This window comes from Porphyrobacter sp. MBR-49, assembly GCF_053628655.1.
Window position 1 is genome coordinate 108,736 of sequence record NZ_JBRJGU010000008.1, and the last position, 18,578, is coordinate 127,313.

General features: G+C 62.1%; 21 protein-coding genes and 1 pseudogene. 9 read left to right on the forward strand and 13 right to left on the reverse strand.

The window, feature by feature from the left end:
- From yidC to ACSSV3_RS12265, 5 genes are all read right to left on the reverse strand, one after another.
- Positions 1 to 1,746 carry a membrane protein insertase YidC gene (gene yidC, locus ACSSV3_RS12245; RefSeq protein WP_354326248.1) on the reverse strand — a complete coding sequence of 582 codons (1,746 nt, stop codon included), beginning with the start codon at positions 1,744 to 1,746 and terminating at the stop codon, positions 1 to 3.
- 66 nt (positions 1,747 to 1,812) lie between these two features.
- A complete protein-coding gene (yidD, locus tag ACSSV3_RS12250) occupies positions 1,813 to 2,022 on the reverse strand; it encodes a membrane protein insertion efficiency factor YidD (protein ID WP_454184813.1) in 210 nt (69 codons plus the stop codon).
- Positions 2,022 to 2,420, reverse strand: coding sequence for a ribonuclease P protein component (rnpA, locus tag ACSSV3_RS12255; protein ID WP_354326251.1), 399 nt, complete (start codon positions 2,418 to 2,420; stop codon positions 2,022 to 2,024). Before rnpA ends, yidD begins: the two co-directional genes overlap by 1 nt.
- Before the next feature lie 114 nt (positions 2,421 to 2,534).
- Positions 2,535 to 2,669: a 50S ribosomal protein L34 gene (rpmH, locus tag ACSSV3_RS12260; RefSeq protein ID WP_036801591.1), complete on the reverse strand. Its 135-nt coding sequence runs from the start codon at positions 2,667 to 2,669 to the stop codon at positions 2,535 to 2,537.
- Between the two features lie 95 nt (positions 2,670 to 2,764).
- On the reverse strand, positions 2,765 to 3,808 hold the full coding sequence (locus tag ACSSV3_RS12265; protein WP_354326253.1) for a hypothetical protein: 1,044 nt from the start codon (positions 3,806 to 3,808) through the stop codon (positions 2,765 to 2,767).
- Positions 3,809 to 3,950: 142 nt separating this feature from the next.
- Between ACSSV3_RS12265 and ACSSV3_RS12270 the strand changes: the two genes are divergently transcribed.
- Both ACSSV3_RS12270 and ACSSV3_RS12275 read left to right on the forward strand, forming a co-directional pair.
- On the forward strand, positions 3,951 to 5,441 hold the full coding sequence (locus ACSSV3_RS12270) for a YifB family Mg chelatase-like AAA ATPase (protein WP_354326255.1): 1,491 nt from the start codon (positions 3,951 to 3,953) through the stop codon (positions 5,439 to 5,441).
- Positions 5,442 to 5,521: 80 nt separating this feature from the next.
- Positions 5,522 to 6,316 carry a hypothetical protein gene (locus ACSSV3_RS12275; RefSeq protein ID WP_354326257.1) on the forward strand — a complete coding sequence of 265 codons (795 nt, stop codon included), beginning with the start codon at positions 5,522 to 5,524 and terminating at the stop codon, positions 6,314 to 6,316.
- Positions 6,317 to 6,334: 18 nt separating this feature from the next.
- On the opposite strand, the gene recQ is transcribed toward ACSSV3_RS12275, so the two are convergent.
- Positions 6,335 to 8,125 carry a DNA helicase RecQ gene (gene recQ, locus ACSSV3_RS12280; protein ID WP_354326259.1) on the reverse strand — a complete coding sequence of 597 codons (1,791 nt, stop codon included), beginning with the start codon at positions 8,123 to 8,125 and terminating at the stop codon, positions 6,335 to 6,337.
- A 76-nt stretch (positions 8,126 to 8,201) separates the two neighbouring features.
- Positions 8,202 to 8,756, reverse strand: coding sequence for a winged helix-turn-helix transcriptional regulator (locus ACSSV3_RS12285; RefSeq protein ID WP_354326260.1), 555 nt, complete (start codon positions 8,754 to 8,756; stop codon positions 8,202 to 8,204).
- 139 nt (positions 8,757 to 8,895) lie between these two features.
- Here ACSSV3_RS12285 and ACSSV3_RS12290 point away from each other — a divergent pair, with 139 nt between their 5' ends.
- The gene (locus tag ACSSV3_RS12290; RefSeq protein WP_354326262.1) at positions 8,896 to 9,306 is read left to right on the forward strand and encodes a CC_3452 family protein; all 411 of its coding nucleotides are present in this window, start codon (positions 8,896 to 8,898) and stop codon (positions 9,304 to 9,306) included.
- 178 nt (positions 9,307 to 9,484) lie between these two features.
- Here the strand turns inward: ACSSV3_RS12290 and ACSSV3_RS12295 are convergent, their stop codons facing one another.
- The 3 genes from ACSSV3_RS12295 to galE all read right to left on the reverse strand — a co-directional run bounded on the left by ACSSV3_RS12295 (position 9,485) and on the right by galE (position 11,439).
- Positions 9,485 to 10,087, reverse strand: coding sequence for an HAD-IA family hydrolase (locus ACSSV3_RS12295; RefSeq protein WP_354326263.1), 603 nt, complete (start codon positions 10,085 to 10,087; stop codon positions 9,485 to 9,487).
- Positions 10,088 to 10,185: 98 nt separating this feature from the next.
- Positions 10,186 to 10,311: a type B 50S ribosomal protein L36 gene (ykgO, locus tag ACSSV3_RS12300; RefSeq protein WP_017666014.1), complete on the reverse strand. Its 126-nt coding sequence runs from the start codon at positions 10,309 to 10,311 to the stop codon at positions 10,186 to 10,188.
- A 102-nt stretch (positions 10,312 to 10,413) separates the two neighbouring features.
- Positions 10,414 to 11,439: a UDP-glucose 4-epimerase GalE gene (gene galE, locus ACSSV3_RS12305; RefSeq protein WP_354326264.1), complete on the reverse strand. Its 1,026-nt coding sequence runs from the start codon at positions 11,437 to 11,439 to the stop codon at positions 10,414 to 10,416.
- Positions 11,440 to 11,557: 118 nt separating this feature from the next.
- On the opposite strand from galE, the gene ACSSV3_RS12310 reads away from it, so the two are divergent.
- Both ACSSV3_RS12310 and ACSSV3_RS12315 read left to right on the forward strand, forming a co-directional pair.
- Positions 11,558 to 12,193: a hypothetical protein gene (locus ACSSV3_RS12310; RefSeq protein WP_354326265.1), complete on the forward strand. Its 636-nt coding sequence runs from the start codon at positions 11,558 to 11,560 to the stop codon at positions 12,191 to 12,193.
- The gene (locus ACSSV3_RS12315; RefSeq protein ID WP_354326266.1) at positions 12,190 to 13,329 is read left to right on the forward strand and encodes a M14 family metallopeptidase; all 1,140 of its coding nucleotides are present in this window, start codon (positions 12,190 to 12,192) and stop codon (positions 13,327 to 13,329) included. The genes ACSSV3_RS12310 and ACSSV3_RS12315 overlap by 4 nt, the downstream gene beginning before the upstream one ends.
- On the opposite strand, the gene ACSSV3_RS12320 is transcribed toward ACSSV3_RS12315, so the two are convergent.
- The 3 genes from ACSSV3_RS12320 to ACSSV3_RS12330 all read right to left on the reverse strand — a co-directional run bounded on the left by ACSSV3_RS12320 (position 13,326) and on the right by ACSSV3_RS12330 (position 15,008).
- Entirely contained in the window at positions 13,326 to 13,751 is a 426-nt protein-coding gene (locus tag ACSSV3_RS12320; RefSeq protein WP_354326267.1) for a cytidine deaminase, read from the reverse strand. The two genes, ACSSV3_RS12315 and ACSSV3_RS12320, sit on opposite strands and share 4 nt — an antisense overlap.
- On the reverse strand, positions 13,748 to 14,404 hold the full coding sequence (locus ACSSV3_RS12325) for a glycoside hydrolase family 25 protein (protein ID WP_454184814.1): 657 nt from the start codon (positions 14,402 to 14,404) through the stop codon (positions 13,748 to 13,750). Before ACSSV3_RS12325 ends, ACSSV3_RS12320 begins: the two co-directional genes overlap by 4 nt.
- Positions 14,405 to 14,480: 76 nt before the next feature.
- A complete protein-coding gene (locus ACSSV3_RS12330) occupies positions 14,481 to 15,008 on the reverse strand; it encodes a UPF0262 family protein (RefSeq protein WP_354326269.1) in 528 nt (175 codons plus the stop codon).
- Between the two features lie 136 nt (positions 15,009 to 15,144).
- On the opposite strand from ACSSV3_RS12330, the gene ACSSV3_RS12335 reads away from it, so the two are divergent.
- From ACSSV3_RS12335 to ACSSV3_RS12350, 4 genes and pseudogenes are all read left to right on the forward strand, one after another.
- A complete protein-coding gene (locus ACSSV3_RS12335; protein WP_354326270.1) occupies positions 15,145 to 16,677 on the forward strand; it encodes a replicative DNA helicase in 1,533 nt (510 codons plus the stop codon).
- Between the two features lie 147 nt (positions 16,678 to 16,824).
- Positions 16,825 to 16,946: pseudogene (locus ACSSV3_RS12340) on the forward strand (IS200/IS605 family transposase); the annotation flags it as partial.
- Between the two features lie 815 nt (positions 16,947 to 17,761).
- Entirely contained in the window at positions 17,762 to 18,202 is a 441-nt protein-coding gene (locus ACSSV3_RS12345) for an RrF2 family transcriptional regulator (RefSeq protein WP_354326272.1), read from the forward strand.
- Between the two features lie 143 nt (positions 18,203 to 18,345).
- Positions 18,346 to 18,513, forward strand: a complete 168-nt coding sequence (locus ACSSV3_RS12350; protein ID WP_354326273.1) for a YezD family protein — start codon at positions 18,346 to 18,348, stop codon at positions 18,511 to 18,513.
- The last annotated feature ends 65 nt before the right edge of the window (positions 18,514 to 18,578 follow it).

Below are 18,578 nucleotides of genomic sequence, written 5' to 3' on the forward strand. Positions count from 1 at the left end.
CTATCCCTCGGCCGATTTCTTGCGGTCGGCGACTTCTTTTTCCTTCGCGCTCGCGGCTTTGAGCTGCGGGTGCTTGGAATAAAGATAGCTTTGCTGTGCCACGGTGAGGATGTTCGACGTCACCCAGTAAAGCAGCAAGCCAGCTGCAAACGGTGCCATCACGAACATCAACACCCACGGCATGATCGCAAACATCTGTTTCTGGATCGGGTCCATCGCAGTCGGGTTGAGCCGGAAGGTCAGCCACATGGTGATGCCCAGCAGCACCGCCAACGGGCCAATCGCCAGGAAGCCCGGCACATCATAGGGCAGCAGCCCGAACAGGTTGAGGATATGCGCCGGATCGGGCACCGAAAGATCCTTGATCCATCCGATGAAAGGTTCGTGCCGCATCTCGATTGCCAGCACCAGCACCTTGTAAAGCGCGAAGAACACCGGAATCTGGATCAGCATCGGCAGGCAGCCGGACAAGGGATTGACCTTTTCATCCTTGTACAGCTTCATGATTTCCTGCTGCTGGCGCTGCTTGTCGTCCTTGTAGCGTTCCTGAATCTCTTTCATCTTGGGCTGAACGGCCTTCATCCCCGCCATCGAGGCAAAGCCTTTTTGCGCGATCGGGAACATCAGCCCGCGGATGATCACGGTCAGCAGGATGATCGCCACGCCAAAATTGCCGACGAGGCCGTTCAGCGTGCGCAGCAGCCACAGGATCGGCTTTTCGAATATTTCGAACCAACCCCAGCTGATCGCTTTGCCGAAATAGGTGATGCCGCTGTCTTGGTACTTGTCGAGGATCAGGCTGTCCTTGGCCCCGGCGTAAAGGCGGGTCGATTGCGTCAGCTTGCCGCCTGCGGGGACAGTCTTGGCGGCATAGAGCAGGTCGGAACGGAACAGTTCTCCGCCTAGCGCACGGAAGCCGACGCTGTCGGTTTCGCCTTTTCCGGGCACCAGAGCGCCAAGCCAGTATTGATCGGTAAAGCCGAGCCAGCTTGCCGCGCCCTCGGGCTTTTCACCGCCGAGCTCTGCCAACTCAGCATAGGAATGCGGATCCCACAGCGTCCCGCCAAACACGCCCACCGGGCCGGAATGGGCCACAAACTGATCAGGCGTCGCATTCGTGCTGGTGCGCTTGATCAGCGCGAACGGCTGGATAATCGCCGCCGCAGCGCTGGCGTTGGTCGCCGTCTGATCGGCGGTGATCATGTAATCGGCGTCAATCGCGAAGCGGATGGTGTAGGTTACGCCAGCAGCATCAGTGCGGGTCAGCGTGACCGGTGTTTCAGGCGTAAGCTTTGCCCCGTCCGCCTGCCAGAGCGCGGTGGAAGGTTGGCGCAGCCCGCCGGTGACAAAGCCGAATTCAGCGAAATACTGGCCCGGTGTGCCTTCGGGCGCGAACAGGCGCACGGGGCCGGAATCTTTTTTCAGCGTCTCACGATAATCCTTGAGCACGATGTCATCGATCCGCGCGCCGACAAGGTTGATCGAACCGGCAACGCGCGGGGTATCGATCACCACCCGGTCAGGGCTGGCGAGCGCACCCTTGAGCGTTACTTTCTGCGCGAGCTTGGCATCTGCGCCAATGTCCCCGGTTGCTGCAGCCGAGCCAGCCTGCGCCGGACTGCCGGTATCCGTGACAGAAGCGGTCTGTGCCGCTTCGGGATAGAAATACCGCATCCCGACGTCCCACCCGAGAATGAGCAGGCCCGAAAGCACGACGGCGAGCAGAAGATTGCGCTGGTTGTCCAAGATGATGCCCTGAAAGAATGCGAAACAAGGTGTATTATGGGGTTAAGGCAGTGCGTTTTCCAGTCCTCAAGGAACCGGATCATGCCCGCACCCACCCCATGGTTGGCAGCGCAATAGCCGCTTCGTCGTCATCCATCCACCCTTGAACGCGCCATATTTGCCGATCGCTTCGATCGCATACTGGCTGCACGATGGGGAATAGCGACAGGTCGGCGGCAGAATGCGCGATGGGCCGATTTGCCAGAGCCGCGCAATCAGGATGAGAAGGTGCTTCATCACTTGCGATTCCCTTTTCTGGGGCGACGACCGCCAGCCGGATCGCCCTTGCCTTCGCGCGCGCGATCAAGCGCCTTGGTCAGTTCTTCGGCCATCAGCGCAAAATCGCGCTCCACTCCGCCCGCGCGGCCGATCAGCACGTGATCGTGATCGGGCAGGCCTTGCGTGGGCAGGGCGGCGCGCAGCAATTCGCGGAACCGCCGCTTCATCCGGTTGCGCACCACTGCGTTGCCGATTTTCTTGGTGACGGTAATGCCAAAGCGAATACCCTTCCCACCATTGGGCCGGGTGAGCAACACAAACCCCGCGCGCGCATTGCGCGTGCCAGTGTTGGCGCTGAGGAAATCGGCGCGCTTGGTAAGGACGGAGATCACAACGGGGATCACAGGGGCCACCATATGACAAACGGGCTCCCAATGGGAGCCCGCAAGGGCGACTGCCCGCCGCGGCTTATGCCGCGATAGCCAAGCGGGCCGGATGGCCCGCGCCCGGCGCCTGAGGGCGCCAGAAAATTACGCGCAGAGCTTTTTGCGGCCGCGGTTACGGCGGGCACGCAGCACCTTGCGGCCACCGGGGGTCGCCTTGCGTGCGAAGAAACCGTGGCGACGGGCGCGCACGAGATTGCTGGGTTGGAAAGTCCGCTTCATATCATCCTCGAAAAATTATCGGCACCCTGACGAGAGGCATCTCGCAAACGCACCGTTCACAGCCGCAATCCACGACCAAGATCAGGCGCGGGCGCTTATGGGAAAGCCAGCCATGAGTCAAGCAAGGGCGCGTCAATCACGGCCAAGTTCATCGGGCCAAGATCGGCATAAGCGAGCCCGGGCATAGCCTGAGGTTTAGCCGGCGTCGCCCACCCCATCCGCGCCGCATCAGCCAGCGCCTTGCCAGAACGGGCCAGCGCACGGCGCAGCAAGGGTTCAAGTTGCGGCGGAAGCGCGCGGGTCAAAGGGGCGCGCGGGGCGATCCAGTGCGCCATATCGGCGGCTCCCAGCCACAATGCGGCCGCATGCGGCACCGAATTGGTCATCGCGTAAAATGCCTGCGCGTCATCCGCGCTCATCCCCATTTCGGCATAATAATCGAGATAGAGGCGATTTTCGGGCGCGTCGGGTGCAAAATCGGTGGGTTCGCGCCCGCGTTCATCGCGCCATGAATGCACCGCAAACAGCGCGCCGGGCGCGATCGTGCGCTCGTTTCCGGCGAGGAACAGCTCGACCGCACCCGACCGCGCTGATCCGCTGTCAGGCACATGGGTGGACAGCCCAGCCGCACGGATCGCCCGGCCAAGTTCGAGGTTGGCGAGATCATTATTGGTGCCCGGCGCATCGACAAAATCGATCACTTCCAACCCCGGATACGCCGCCAGCATCGCTGCAAACGCGGCCGGAGAGGCAGCATCGGTGCTCGCCACCAAGGCTGCACGGCGCGCGTCCAGCACGCGGAATGGGCCGAATTGCGCCAAGCCAGCGCCTTGCCCGGCCTGCCGTAACGGCTGCGCGATGAAGCGCGTTGGCGCGGTGGTAATGGTCTCGGTAATGGTGACGCCGCCCGCTTCCATAACTGTGGTGGTGGTCTCGTAAGCTGCGCTAGTAACCTCGGCTGCGTGATCGTCCACGCGCACCCACGCCTGCGTCGCCGGATCCCATTCCTCGACCCAGCTAGTCGTGCTCACCAGCCGCGCAGCGCCCCAATCCGATTGCGCAACCGCCGCGCCGCCGGGCAGCAGCAGCGCAAGCGCGGCCATCAGCATGGCAGAGATCAGGGCGAGGGCGCGTGTCATCCAAGCCACCATCGGCCCGCACGCCTTCCGGAATTGCCAAGAGATATGCTTTCAAAATCCCTGCCAAACCGCGCCGCAGCGCTCGACAAGTCTCTCGCCAAGCTGCACAAACCCATCTGAAACGGGTTAATGGGGTCGCTGAATGGTCGCGCTGGTTCGGACAGTTGCCTATCTCGGGCTGGAAGCGCGCGCCGTGGAGGTGCAGTGTCAGGTTGCGCCCGGTGTGCCGCGTTTCACCGTGGTCGGGCTGCCCGACAAGGCGGTCAGCGAAAGCCGCGAACGGGTGCAATCGGCGCTGTCGGCGATGGGTCTGGCGCTGCCGCCCAAGCGGATCACCATCAACCTTTCCCCCGCCGATCTGCCCAAAGACGGATCGCATTATGACCTGCCGATTGCGTTGGCGCTGCTGGCGGCAATGGGTGTGACCGATGCCGAGCAATTGGGGGATTGGGTTGCGGTGGGAGAATTGGCGCTGGATGGCCGGGTGGTCGCCAGCCCCGGCGTGCTGATCGCGGCGCTGCATGCGAGTGAGGCGGGAGTTGGTCTGATCTGTCCCGCTGAACAAGGCCCGGAGGCGCGCTGGGCGAGCGGGGTGCCGGTGCTGGCCCCGCGCGATCTGGTCAGCCTGCTGGGGCATCTGAAGGGCAGCCTTGTCTTGCAGGAACCGCCGCGCGGCGAAGTCACCGATGTCGTCCACAGCGCGGACATGAAGCAGGTAAAGGGTCAGGAAACCGCCAAGCGCGCGCTCGAAATCGCGGCGGCTGGCGGGCATAATCTGTTGATGGTCGGCCCGCCGGGTTCGGGGAAAAGCCTGCTGGCATCGTGCCTGCCCGGTATCCTGCCTGACCTTACACCGGGTGAAGCGCTTGAAGTATCAATGGTGCAATCGGTCGCGGGCACGCTTGAGGCAGGGCGGATCAGCCGCGCCCGCCCGTTCCGCGCGCCGCACCATTCGGCCAGCATGGCGGCGCTGACCGGCGGCGGGCTGAAAGTTCGCCCCGGAGAGGTCAGCTTGGCGCATCTGGGGGTGCTGTTCCTCGATGAACTGCCCGAATTCCAGCGCCCGGTGCTCGATTCGCTGCGCCAGCCGCTCGAAACCGGCAAGGTCGATGTCGCGCGCGCCAATGCCCATGTGACCTTCCCGGCGCGGGTGCAGCTGGTGGCAGCGATGAACCCGTGCCGCTGCGGCTATGCGGGCGATCCGGCACGGAACTGCAACAAATATCCGCGCTGCGTTGGCGATTATCAGGCACGATTGTCCGGCCCGCTGCTCGACCGCATCGATCTTCACGTCCATGTCGCAGCGGTGAGCGCGGTCGACATGGCGCTGCCTCCGCCGGCTGAGGGCAGCGCCGAGGTTGGCCGCCGGGTTGCAGCAGCGCGCGCGGTGCAAGTCAGCCGGGGCGTGCGATCAAACGCGGAACTGGAGGGCGAAAAGCTCGAACATTTTGCCACGCCCGACGAACCGGGGCGGGCGCTTTTGTTGCAAGCGGCTGAGAAACTGCGGTTGTCGGCGCGTGGATACACCAGAATGCTGCGGGTTTCGCGCACCATCGCTGACCTTGCCGGGGCAGACACCGTGGGCCGGGTCCATATTGCAGAGGCATTGTCCTATCGCCTGATGACGGGTTAAGGAATACCGCAAGGCCGGATCATTCCCCCGCAATCTGGCCGATCAAGGGCGCATTGGCAATTTCAGACGATCCCTCAGCAATGGTGGCCGAGCAACCGCACGGGCTTGTCGTGCGGTTCGGCGCGTTGTGGCATGGTCCAGCGCGGCGCAAGGCGGCGAGCTTGGCCATCGCTATCGCCATCGAAGCGCTCATCGTGCTGTTGCTGTTAACGCTCGGCGCGGGGATCGCAGGTACTGAGGATGGCAAGCAGGCCGTTACCGAATTTGCCGCGACCGATTTCGCCGCCCCGCCTGAGCCAGAGCCTGAGCAGCCGCCACAGTCGCAGCCCGAAACCACTGCAACTCAACAAGTTGTGCAGCCGGTCGCCCAGCCTGAAGCGTTGCGCCTGTCGCCGTTGAACCTGAACCCGCAACCTTCCGCAGAGCCACCGCCCGCGCCGCCGCAACCTGAACCGCAACCGAGCCCATCACCGACCATCGCGGCCAGGATCAATCCGGGGCGCACCTATGGCCCCGCCGATACCGGCAACCCGCGCACCGCAGGCGACAGTCAGCGCGTCGGCACCGCGCCCAATGGTGAGCCGCTATACGCCGCGCGCTGGTACCGCGAACCGACCGATTCCGAGCTGGCGGGCTACCTCTCCACCGCCAACGGGCCGGGAGCTGCGCTGATCGCGTGCAAGACCGTGCCCGATTACTATGTCGAGGATTGCGTGCTGATCGGAGAAACGCCTGCGGGGTCGCAGATCGGCCGGGCGGTGATGGCCGCTGCATGGCAGTTCCGTGTCCGACCCGCACGGATTGGCGGGCGCGAACAGTTCGGATCATGGGTGCGGATCAGGATTGATTACACGCTGCGGCAGGCGCCGCGCTAACCTTTTCAGCACGGTGCATTAACCCGTCAGATGGTTGCGGATGACCGCGCAGAAATCGCCGCCCCACGTCTCCAGCTTTTTCGCCCCCACGCCTGGTATCTCGCCCAATTCGGCCAGAGTTTCAGGGCATTTGTGCGCCATGTCGCGCAGCACCGAATCGTGGAAGATGACATAGGCCGGGATGCCGTGTTCGCTGGCGAGTTCCTTGCGCTTGGCCCGCAGCGCCTCGAACAGCGGGTTGCCGACCGGGTTGGGCGCAGCCTCGCCGCGTGCGCGGCGGCTGCGGCGGGCTTTTGGCGGCGGCTCGGCGATAGTGACGCTGGCTTCACCCTTCAACACGGGACGCGCTGCGGGGCCGAGCATCAGCCCGCCATGTTCGGTCGCCGCAAGCATCCCGCGCGCCACCAGAGTTCGGGCGAGCGGGCGCAGCAGCGCCGCCTCCTCGCCAGCGACGATGCCGAACACCGACAGCTTGTCATGCGCGCGGCTGGTGATGCGTTCGTCGCTCTGGCCGGTCAGCACCTTTTCGATGTGGCCGATGCCGAAGCTTTGCCCGGTGCGATAGACCGCCGATAACAGCTTGCGCGCCAGCTCGCTGGTATCGACCACGCGCGGCGGGTTTTCGCAATTGTCGCAATTGCCGCACCGTTCTGGCGGGTGCTCGCCGAAATGCCGGAGCAGCACCGCGCGGCGGCATTCTGGGGTTTCGACCAACGCGGCAAGGCTGTTTAATCGTGCTTGTTCGCCCGCCAGCCGCTCCGGCTCGACATCGCCCAGCCACTGGCGCGCGCGCGAAAAATCGCTCACCCCCCACAACAGATGCGCCTCAGCCGGATCGCCATCACGTCCGGCGCGGCCGGTTTCCTGGTAATAGGCCTCGATCGATTTGGGCAGGCCGGCGTGGATCACGAAGCGCACGTCGGGCTTGTCGATCCCCATGCCGAACGCGATGGTAGCGACCATTACCATGCTTTCCGACCGCACGAATGCGGCCTGCGTCGCGGCGCGCCGTTCCGGGTCTAACCCGGCGTGGTAGAACCCTGCCTCGCGGCCCGTGCGGGTGATTGCCGCCGCGATATCTTCAGTCGCCTTTCGGCTCGGCGCATAGACGATCCCTGCGCCGGATAATCGTGCAAGCAGATCGGTGATTTGGCGCGGGCCGTTATTCCTCGGCGTGATGGCGTAGCGGATATTCGGCCGGTCAAACCCGGCGATGATCAGCCCGTCATCAGGAATGCCCAACTGGCGCAGAATATCGACGCGCGTGGCCGGATCGGCGGTGGCGGTGAGAGCGAGGCGGGGGACATTGCAAAAGCGATCGAGCATGGGCCGCAGCCCGCGATAATCAGGGCGGAAATCGTGGCCCCATTCGGATACGCAGTGCGCCTCATCAATCGCGAAAAGTGCAATCTGCGTATGTTCCAGTAACGCTTGAAACCCACTGGTCGCAGCGCGTTCGGGCGCGACGTAGAGGAGGTCGAGCGCGCCAGCACGAAACGCCTCGGCGGTGGCGGCATTGTCACTATCCGCCGAGGTCATCGACGCGGCGCGAATCCCCGCCGCGTGCGCCGACCGGATCTGGTCGTGCATCAATGCGATTAGCGGCGAAATGACGATGGCGGTGCCGCGCCGCGCCAGCGCCGGCACCTGATAGCAAAGGCTTTTGCCCGCGCCTGTCGGCATCAGCGCAAGGCTGTGCTGCCCGCGCATCACCCGCGCGATCACCGCTTCCTGCTGCCCGCGAAAGCCGGGAAAGCCGAAGGTGCGGCGAAGAATGTCGTGAATGTCAGGATTTGCGGGCGCGTGCATCGCGCGACCCTAGCCCATCGGATAGCCCGAAGGCACCCGCACAGGCACCGCTATCGTCGGATAATCGGGAGGCGGATCAACGCGCAGCAGCGGCCTTGGCTGCGGCCAGATCGACCACGTCACCCTTGCCCAGACCTGCGGCGAGGGTCGCCACCGAGCCATCGGCACGAAGCCCGAGGTTTTCAGGGCGCACCAGCCAAAGATCTTGCGGACCAAGGATGCGGCCATCATGCGCGAGGATCGACACCGGGCCGATCGGCAGGCGATCGCGTTCGTCAACCAGCACTGGGTCTTCGAACACCTGTTCGCTGCCGTATTTCTGCCCCCACTGGCGCAGCGCCAGCATCGCGGGCAGCAGGTCGAGTCCTTTTTCAGTCAGCCGATATTCGATCTTGCGGCGATCATCGGCGCAGGGTTCGCGTTTCAGAATGCCGTGTTCAACCAGCTTGGCCAAGCGATTCGAAAGGATGTTGCGGGCAATGCCGAGCTCGCTCAGAAATTCCTCGAAGTGCTTGAGACCGTTGAAACTCGCGCGCAGAATCATGAACGACCAGCGCTCACCCATGACCTCCAGCGCCTGCGGCAGCCCGCATTCGATCAGATCGCGCAGTGGTTCTCTCAAGTCGCCCATGCTTCGTGTTCCTTGCCATCTTCAGGAGGTGTGTAACCGCTTTTCCGAGTTGCCACAAAAAATTTCATTTTTCAGTTGCAACAAGCAACCTAAATATATAGGTGGCGAATAGCAACTAGTTTCGAATCGAAATGTTGCGTTGCAAAATAGCGGCGCAGACGCCAAAGCACCACCGCCCCAAGGGCACAAAAACAAAAGGATTACCCAGATGATCAACACCCTCTCTGTTCCCCGCACCGGCAAGCTCGCCATCCTCGCCACCGCGCTGCTGTATACCGGCGTAAGCTTTGGCTTTGCCACTGCGACCCCGGTAAATGCAGCAGGCAACGCCTATTACACCGCCACCCTTGCTGCACCGATCAGTGAAAATCGCGCCGTCGCCGGCGGCGTCGCCTGGGCGTGCAAAGACAACACCTGCGTCGCGAACAAGGCAAGCGCCCGCCCGTTGCGGGTTTGTCGCGGCCTCAACCGCAAATTTGGTGAAGTCGCGGCCTTCAAGGTCGATGGCGAAGACCTGGCGGCCGACGAACTTGCAAAGTGCAACGGCTGATCTGGCTGTAACCCCATCCCCCCTCTGTCCGGCACCCTCTCCAGCTGGAACAGAGCTCCAAGGCCCCCGATGCGCGCTGTTCCCAGAGCGCGTCCGGGGGTTTTGCTTTTCCTGTTTTGCGCTCACCCATCCAGGCAAGCGCCTTCGGCGTCGTTGCAGCGCCTTGCTTGAGTGATTGTTAGAGCAGTCCAGCCCCGGTCAGTGCGCTTTCAAGGCTCGCCGCATCGGTGAAGAGGTGGGCATCCCAGCCGCGCGCCTTGGCGGCGGTAATGTTATCAGGGTTGTCGTCGGTGAAAAACAGCGCAGCGCCGCTTCGCCCGCTGCGTGTTTCGGTGATTTCGTAAATGCGCGGATCGGGCTTGGCGACTTTTTCGATCCCCGAAACGACGATGTCATCGAACAGGTCGAAAATCGGCTGAGTCGGGCGGAACACCTGCCACAACTCGTCGCCGAAATTGGTCAGGCAGAACAACGGCACGCCAGTGGCTGCCAAGCGCCGCACCAACTCATGCGACCCTGCGACCGGCCCCGGAACGGTTTCGTTAAAACGCGTTGCATAGGCACGGATGAGCATTTCATACTGCGGGAATGCGGCAATTCGTTCGGGCACCATATCGGCTAGCGCCCGCCCGCGATCATGGTCGAAATGCCATTCCTCGGTCACCACATTGGCGAGGAACCAATCGAGTTCACCCCGGTCATCGATCAGCTTTTCGAACAAGGCGCGCAATTGCCATTGGAACAGCACTCGCCCGACATCGAACACCACGGCTTTCTGCACGTCACCCACTCCTCAAACGATCACGGCCCGCGCTCCAGTGAGGAGGCGGGCCGTTGATTGTTCCGGCTACCGCATCGGGCAGCCGCACCGCGAATCGCTTAGCCCTGACGAGCCTTGAAGCGACGGTCGGTCTTGTTGATGACATAGGTGCGCCCACGGCGACGGATCACGCGGTTATCGCGGTGGCGGCCCTTGAGCGACTTGAGGCTGTTGACGATCTTCATGGCTCTCGGCTTTCAAATGGAAAGCGCGCCGGATCAGGCCCGACGCGCGGAAATTGAAGCGTGCCGTTAGCGGCAGTGGCGTCCCGCGTCAATGCGCTTGCGTCACGCCCCTACTCTCAAATCGGACAATTTGCGCTCCCACGCCAGCGCATGGGAGATGATCGTGTCGAGCTTGGCGTGCTGCGGCTGCCAACCGAGCGTCCGTTTCAGCCGCGAAGGATCGGATATCAGCGAATCGGGATCGCCTGCACGCCGCCCCTCGATCCGGCGATGGAGTTTGCGATTCGTCACGCGATCGACTGCATCTAACACCTCGGTCACCGAAAACCCCCGGCCATAACCGCAATTCATCGTCAGCGAACGCGCCGGATCTGCCATCAGCGCCTCCAAAGTCAACACGTGCGCCGCAGCCAGATCGCTGACATGAATGTAATCGCGCACACCGGTCCCATCGGGTGTGGCGAAGTCGGTGCCGAACACGGCGACCGATTCGCGCAGGCCCAGCGCCGCTTCGATGGCCACCTTGATCAGATGCGTGGCGCCTGCCGTCGATTGTCCGCTGCGCGCCTGCGGATCGGCCCCTGCAACATTGAAATAGCGCAGCACCCCGCAATTGATCGGATGCGCGGCGGCGACATCGGCGAGCATCTGCTCGGTCATCAACTTTGACCAGCCATAGGGGTTGATCGGGTGCTGCGGCGTGTCTTCGCTAACCGCTGCCACATCGGGGATGCCATAAGTCGCAGCGGTCGAGGAAAAGATAAAATGCGGCACGCCTGCCGCCAGCGCCGCGGCAATCAACGCACGGCTTTTGGCGGTGTTGTTCTGATAATATTTGAGCGGGTCAGCGACACTTTCGGGCACGATGATCGATCCGGCAAAGTGCATGATCGCACCGCGCCCCTTGCCCAGGCCCTGTTCGGCAAAGATGCGCGCGAGCAGGCCAGCATCGGCAATATCGCCTTCATACAGCGGTACGCCATCGGGAATGGCGAAACGAAAGCCGGTCGAAAGATTGTCGATCACCGCCACCGGCCAGCCCGCGTCTTTAAGCGCAAGCACCGCATGGCTGCCAATATAGCCCGCACCGCCAGTCACGAGCACGCAAGGTTTGTTGTGAGACATCATGGGAAGTGCCCCTATCACAAAGATCGCTTAGAAAACGTCAACCTTTTAAACGGCACAGCGCCCCTGTGCACATTGATGCGCCGACTCTATATAGACGGCGCTATAAAAGGAATTCGCCATGTCCACATTCCGCCTGCTTGCCCCTGTCACTGTCACCGCTGCACTGGCGCTGTCGGCCTGCGCGACCACGCCCTATACCGGCCCGGTCGAAGTCACCCGCTTTGTCGCCCCGGCAACAGAGCGCGCCGCGCTGGGCCAGGGGACAATTGCGATCAACTTTCCCGATGAAATCAGAAACGAAGGCGCACGCCGTGCGTTTGCCGCTGCGGTCAGCGCAGAACTCGCGGCGCTGGGTTATACTGTTACCGAAGGCCGCGCTGATCAAACCGCTGCGATCCGCACCAGCCGCAACGCCATCGTCGCGGAAACCCGGACCGAGCGCGGCCCGGTCAGCGTCGGGGTCGGCGGGCAGACGGGCAGCTACGGCTCAGGTGTCGGCCTTGGCGTTGGCCTCAATCTGGGCGGCGGGCGCGAAGACGCCACGGCCATCACCGAACTTTCAGTGCGCATCAACCAAGGTGACAATGCCACCTTGTGGGAAGGCCGCGCGCAAATTGCGACAGGGGTGAAATCGCCCTATTCGCAAGTCGACGCCAGCGCCCGCACCCTGGCCGCAGCCTTGTTCCGTGACTTTCCCGGCGGCGATGGCGAAACCGTGACGATCAAGGTCAAGCAACTTCAAGGAACCAAATGACGCAAATGTTTATCGATGCCGCCTTCGACGGCGGCAATATCGACGTGCTCGGGATCGAAGGCCGCACTGCGCGGTTGGCGATCCGGCAGGATAATGCATCCGAGTTCTTCCAGTGGTTCTATTTCCGCGTCGCCGCCACTGCGGGCGAAGACGTGATTCTGAAGCTGACCGGGCTGAATGCCAGCGCCTATCCCGGCGGCTGGCCTGATTATAACGCCTGCGTCAGCGAAGATCGCGATTATTGGACGCGTGCGGAGAGCACCTACAATCCGGACGAGGATGGCGGGACGCTCACCATCCGCTATCTGCCCGCATCGGACGTATGCTGGTTCGCGTATTTTGCGCCTTATTCGATGGAGCGGCATCACGATCTGATCGCTGAAACTGCTTCATGCGAGGGCGTCGACCTGGTGCGGTTGGGCACCACGCTGGATGGTCAGCCGATCGATTGCCTGGAAATGGGCGAAGGCGATGTGCAGGTGTGGCTCTACGCCCGCCAGCATCCGGGCGAGACGCAGGCCGAATGGTGGATCGAAGGCGCGCTGGAATGCCTGACCGATCCCGCCGATCCGGTGGCGCGAGCGCTGCGCAAGGCGTGCCGCATCCATATCGTGCCCAACTGCAACCCTGATGGTTCAAGGCGTGGGCATTTACGAACCAATGCGGTTGGGGCCAACCTGAACCGCGAATGGGCCGATCCAACACCGGAACGCGCGCCTGAAGTGCTGGCGATTCGCAATCGGATGGATGCAACCGGCGTCGACTTCGCCATGGACGTCCACGCGGATGAGGCGATCCCGGCGGTGTTTCTCGCTGGATTTGAAGGCATCCCTTCGTGGAGCGAAGAACAGGGCGAAGGCTATTACCGCTATCAGCGCATCCTTGACCGCCGCACCCCGGATTTTCAGACGAAGCTGGGTTATCCTAAGGCCGCAGCGGGCCGCGCCAATCTGTCGATGAGCACCAATCAGGTCGCACAGCGGTTCGGCGCGGTCGCGATGACGCTGGAAATGCCTTACAAAGATCTCGCCGATTTCCCTGAGCCCGAACAAGGCTGGAGCCCCGAACGCTGCAAGCTGCTGGGCCGCGAATGCATGGCGGCGTTGGTGGAGTGGTTGGGGGGTAAAGAGGCCTAAGCGAGGTTCGAAGGCCCGAAGGCGTGCGGCAGTAACGTGGATAGCGTTACGCGCCGCACGTCCGCCTCGCTCACGCACAGCACCAGCGGATCGGTTGCTCCCAACGCGGCGACTTCGTTCAAGACCTGACGGCAGCGCCCGCAAGGGGTGATCGGTTCGATCCCTGCCTTGAGGCCCACCACCGCTACCGCGACCAATCCACCGCGCCGACCTTCGCCCAACGCCTTGGCTACCGCGACCGTTTCCGCGCACAGTGCGAGGCCGTAGCTCGCGTTTTCGACATTGCAGCCGGTCACTATCGCGCCATCATCAAACAATAACGCTGCGCCCACCGGGTAATCGGAATAGGGCGCGTAGGAGTGCTCGGCGGCGGCGATTGCGGCGCTGATTAGCGCCTGTTCCTGCGCATTATCCAGGGTCATTTCTGCACCACCACCCATTCGACCGGCTCCTCGCTCGCCGCGCTCACCAACGCGCTGTTGGCGCTCCATAGCAGCCACGGTCGGCCCGCATAGTCCGGCCGCGCCCGGTCGCGCACCAACCACAGATCGCGGGTCAGCGCAGCGGCGGTGTTGTGGCGTTGATCGAACGCGCGGCTCAGTTTGAGGATCACCGGCTTGCCCGCGTGGGTTTCAATCTGATTGATCAGCGTCATCAGCTCGCTTTCCACCGCTGCATCGCTGACCTTGGGAGAGCAACCATCGGCAAGCCGGGTGAGGCCAATCGCAGGCGGCAGCAGGTCAGGGTCGCGCGGTACCATCTGCGCAAACATCCCGCTTTGCAGATCGGCCGGAGCGCAGGGGTCGAAATTGAGCACGACACCCACTTTCATCCCGGCAGCGCGCGCGCGCCGGTACCGATTGGCAAAACCGCCCGGCGCATCGGGCAGCGGGTCGAGCACCAGCGGCAGATAGACGAATTGCGCGCCGATCGCTTTCAGCGTGGCAAACTTCACCTCGGCCCCGCCCACCGGCGCAAGCGCACCCTGTTCGGGATAGAGCGCCTCGTTCGGGCGCCATTCACGCATGTCCCACCAAAGCCACGCCGCAAAGGCGAGCGCGACTAACGCAGCCAAGGCGCCGATCCGCAAAAGCCAGCGACGCGGTGTCTTTCGTCCGGATGTCTTGCGCCCGCGCGCCATGATGTACCTGTCAGCCCTTGATGTGCAGCACGCAGATCAGCGTGAACAAGCGGCGGGCGGTGGCAAAATCTGTTTCGACCTTGCCCTCCAGCCGTTCCAGCAGCAGTTCCGCTGCACCATTGTGGATCCCGCGTCTGGCCATGTCGATGGTTTCAATCTCGGTCGGGGTCGCCTTGCGGATTGCCTGATAGTAACTGTCACATATCGCGAAATATTCGCGGATCGGGCGGCGGAACCGGGCCATTCCGATCACCAGCGTTTCCAGCAGCGTGCCCGCGGTGTCGCTGATATCCATCGCCAGCCGCCCATCGGCCACAGACAGGTGGAGGTGATAGGGGCCAGCCCCCCCACGCTCGACCGCGCGCACCGGTTTGAAGGTGTTTTCTTCGATCAGGTCATAAATCGCCACGCGGCGTTCCTGCTCGACATCGGCGTTGCGCCACAGGATCGTCGCTTCGTCGAGCGTTACCTGCGCAATACGATACGTCCCCGCAACAGCAGGTGACAGGGGCAGGGAATCGCGCGGCAGATCGGCCATAGACCCTGCCTTCGCAGATGCAGGGGCTGCACTTCAAGCACTTCGGTAAACTCTCCCCGCTATCCACAGCATGAGAAATAAATATTGGCAGCGATCACCCTTGCGCGATGGGGGGCGTGAGGCGCATCAGACCGCCATGATCGAACCTGCAAAAGTCACCAGAATCAACGCTGCCCCCGGTGAAGGCACCAGCGATGCCGACAGCCCGATGCGCAAGCTGCCCTATAATCTCGAAGCCGAGGCCGCATTTCTCGGCGCGGTGCTGATTGATAACAGGGTGATCGAGGAACTGCAGGTGCCGATCCGGCCCGAGCATTTCTTTGAAGCCCTGCATCAGCGCATTTATGAACGCGTGCTGGTGCTGATCGAACGCAACACCACTGCATCGCCGGTAACGCTGCGCCCCTATTTCGAAGCGGACGAGGCGCTTAAGGATTTGGGCGGCACGTCCTATCTGGCGCAGCTTACCGCCAGCGGGGCCGGGTTGCTCGCCCCGCGCGAACTGGCGCAGCAGATTTACGATCTGGCCTTGCTGCGCGAGCTGGTGAGCGTCGGGCGCGGGCTGGTCGAAGGCGCGCTTGACACCTCGCAGGACACCTCGCCGATGGACCGCATCGCGCAGGCCGAAGCCGATCTGTTCCGCGTGGCAGAAGGCGCGGCGACCGGGCGCGAGGCAGCAACCTTCCGCGATGCGGCGGTGCAGGCGATCAAGATGGCCGAAGCCGCGATGAATTCAGGCGGCGGCCTGTCCGGCAAGACCACCGGCCTTGAAACAATCGACCGCAAGACCTCGGGCCTGCACAATTCTGATCTTGTGATCCTCGCCGGGCGACCGGGCATGGGCAAGACCTCGCTCGCCACGAACATCGCCTTCAATTGCGCGGAAAAGCATCTTGAATGGCAGCGCGATGGCGGCGAATTCAATTACGGCGCACCGGTCGCATTTTTCAGCCTGGAAATGAGCGCCGATCAGCTCGCCACGCGCATTCTGGCCGAACAGGCCGAGATTTCGTCAGAAAACCTGCGCAGCGGCAAGCTCAGCCGCGAAGATTTCCAGAAACTGTCTTATGCCAGCCAGCGGCTCGCAGAATTGCCGTTGTATATTGATGATACCCCGGCACTCACCATCGCAGCGCTGCGCACCCGCGCGCGGCGGATGAAGCGGCGGCATGACGTCGGGCTGATCGTGGTCGATTATCTGCAACTGCTGCAAGGGTCAGGCCGCGCCAATGACAACCGCGTCAATGAAATCTCCGAAATCAGCCGCGGGCTGAAAACGCTGGCCAAGGAATTGCAGGTGCCGGTGATCGCGCTTTCGCAGCTTTCCCGCGCAGTCGAAAGCCGTGAGGACAAGCGCCCGCAGTTGTCCGACCTGCGCGAATCCGGTTCGATCGAGCAGGATGCGGACATGGTGTGGTTCATCTTCCGCTCGGATTATTACCACATGCTGGTGAAGCCCGACATGCCCGACGGCAGCAGCACGCCAGACGTTCAGGAAAAATACCGGTCGTGGGAGGAAAAATACGAACAGATGGTGGGCAAGGCGACGCTGATCGTCGCCAAACAGCGCCACGGTTCGACCGGCAATGTCCCGCTGCATTTCCAGAGCGACATCACCAAGTTCACCTCACCCAATTACAAGGACTATTCGGATTACGGCTTCGAGTGAGATTTGGCGCGCAAACAGCTGCACTGCGGCATTCATCGCTCCACTGCCGAACTCGAAACCGGCATCATCGGCTTCATCGAAGCTCACAACGAAAATCCCAATCCATATCACTGGACAAAATCAGCCGCCGAAATCCTCGCCTTCATCAAACGCTTCTGGCAACGCGGCTACTTCTCAACCACACCGGCAACGTCACCGATGACATCATCATGCGATATCTCGATCGACATACCCGCAAAAACGGCTTCAGTCCCTCGACACGATCGTAGCGGCGGCAGTCGTTCAGGGGGCTGTCCAGACGCTATCGGACATACGATAACGGGAGAATGGAGCGGTAGCGGGAAGCCAAAAGACGGCGTATTAATATGAGATTATCGACTAATGTTTGAAGATCTAATTTCTCTGGCCCCCAACCGGCACCCTAAATTTGCTGGATGCATGTGGAAAACTTGGGACAGTCCGGTTCGGATTCGAAGCTGGGAATCGTCAATCAGATTCGGATAGCCAACCTTGATGGAGTTGTGACGCTTTTTCAGCGATGTAGCGTCCAGTTTATCGGATCCGATTGGCAAGTCGGATTTGATTGAGAAGCTGCCACATCCAATTTTCGCCGTTTTCAGGTTTTAAATCAGAGTGATATAAGTGCGACCTGTCGCGTACGGTGTGCCTATGTTACGAGCTTATCAGTACGTGTCCGGTCACTAGGCTCGACGAGGAAATCGTTTCTTGCCTGAACTGTGGCTCGGATCGCCCCGCGCATGTGTTGTCGGAAGTTTTCAGATGTCTGTTTTGAGCCACTACGTCGGTTGGTGGGTAGCATGTCGATCGCCAGAAAGCGGACAAGGTTACCGGTCAGCCTGGATGGCTGAATTTGGGACTTATCAGTCATTACGAAACGGTCCGCAGAATGACGGGCAGTGCCAAAAGCAGACACGACCATGCACGGGAGAGTAGACGGCCGCAGTTAGGGGATGGCGTCCTGGAACCCGACACGCAGGGACCGGCCTCAAATCACCATCCAATGCAACACCCGATCGCCAGGTGGCTTGACCCCATTGCCTACTTGGCAGATAGACAATGGGCGATGTTGTCCCAGAAGACCCGCTATGCCATACGCGCAATGCAGCACTTGGCCGATCACTTTGGCGAGGGGCCGGTGCAACTGGCTGCGATTGCGGACAAGCAGAACATCCCCGCCAAGTTCCTTACGGTAATTCTCTCGGAACTGACCCGCGCAGGGCTGGTCGAGTCCCTGCGCGGACGTGACGGGGGATACTGGCTGGCGATCCCCCCGGTCGACATCACTTACGGCGACCTGATCCGGCACATGCGCGGCAGTCTTGCCCTCGTTCCCTGCGCCAGCCGCTATGCGCATGAGAAGTGCAAGAACTGCCTTGAGGAAGGCGAGTGCCGGACACGCGCCTTGCTGCTGGATGTGCGCGACCGGACGGCGCAGATCCTCGATGGCATTCGCCTATCCGATCCCATCACGCCCGTGCCCGCATTTCCAGACGATGAAGCCTGACCGCCACGGCAATTCGCCTCGGCGCGCAAACCCCACCTTTCGCCGCCAGACAGAAATTCTGCGCACCAACCCTATTGTCAAGCAATTCACTTGAGTTTAGTTCCTTCGTTGCGGATCGAATCCGCGTAACGAAAGGCCCGCTTATGGACCGTGACGAGAAACAAACCGGCGCGGGCGGCATTTTGCCCGATGCGCTGGCGCTGGTGAGCGAGGCGCTAGGGCGTCTGCGCTACGGCGCGATCCAGCTGACTGTGCATGACGGGAAGGTCATGCAGATCGACGTAACCGAAAGGAAGCGGCTGACCGATTGATCGGCCGTGATTCGACCCCACCAAACATCTTCAGGGACCAGCAGACCGGACCACCGGATGCATGC

Bases quoted from the DNA above. Each gene is read 5' to 3' on its own strand.
- ACSSV3_RS12320 (WP_354326267.1), bottom strand. From the start codon at position 13,751: ATGACCCTGGATAATGCGCAGGAACAGGCGCTAATCAGCGCCGCAATC.
- yidD (WP_454184813.1), bottom strand. From the start codon at position 2,022: ATGAAGCACCTTCTCATCCTGATTGCGCGGCTCTGGCAAATCGGCCCA.
- ACSSV3_RS12330 (WP_354326269.1), bottom strand. From the start codon at position 15,008: ATGGCCGATCTGCCGCGCGATTCCCTGCCCCTGTCACCTGCTGTTGCG.
- rnpA (WP_354326251.1), bottom strand. From the start codon at position 2,420: ATGGTGGCCCCTGTGATCCCCGTTGTGATCTCCGTCCTTACCAAGCGC.
- ACSSV3_RS12270 (WP_354326255.1), top strand. From the start codon at position 3,951: ATGGTCGCGCTGGTTCGGACAGTTGCCTATCTCGGGCTGGAAGCGCGC.
- galE (WP_354326264.1), bottom strand. From the start codon at position 11,439: ATGATGTCTCACAACAAACCTTGCGTGCTCGTGACTGGCGGTGCGGGC.
- recQ (WP_354326259.1), bottom strand. From the start codon at position 8,125: ATGCACGCGCCCGCAAATCCTGACATTCACGACATTCTTCGCCGCACC.
- ACSSV3_RS12350 (WP_354326273.1), top strand. From the start codon at position 18,346: ATGGACCGTGACGAGAAACAAACCGGCGCGGGCGGCATTTTGCCCGAT.
- ACSSV3_RS12315 (WP_354326266.1), top strand. From the start codon at position 12,190: ATGACGCAAATGTTTATCGATGCCGCCTTCGACGGCGGCAATATCGAC.
- ACSSV3_RS12345 (WP_354326272.1), top strand. From the start codon at position 17,762: ATGTTGTCCCAGAAGACCCGCTATGCCATACGCGCAATGCAGCACTTG.
- ACSSV3_RS12275 (WP_354326257.1), top strand. From the start codon at position 5,522: ATGGTGGCCGAGCAACCGCACGGGCTTGTCGTGCGGTTCGGCGCGTTG.
- ACSSV3_RS12335 (WP_354326270.1), top strand. From the start codon at position 15,145: ATGATCGAACCTGCAAAAGTCACCAGAATCAACGCTGCCCCCGGTGAA.
- ykgO (WP_017666014.1), bottom strand. From the start codon at position 10,311: ATGAAGATCGTCAACAGCCTCAAGTCGCTCAAGGGCCGCCACCGCGAT.
- rpmH (WP_036801591.1), bottom strand. From the start codon at position 2,669: ATGAAGCGGACTTTCCAACCCAGCAATCTCGTGCGCGCCCGTCGCCAC.
- ACSSV3_RS12310 (WP_354326265.1), top strand. From the start codon at position 11,558: ATGTCCACATTCCGCCTGCTTGCCCCTGTCACTGTCACCGCTGCACTG.
- ACSSV3_RS12265 (WP_354326253.1), bottom strand. From the start codon at position 3,808: ATGACACGCGCCCTCGCCCTGATCTCTGCCATGCTGATGGCCGCGCTT.
- ACSSV3_RS12285 (WP_354326260.1), bottom strand. From the start codon at position 8,756: ATGGGCGACTTGAGAGAACCACTGCGCGATCTGATCGAATGCGGGCTG.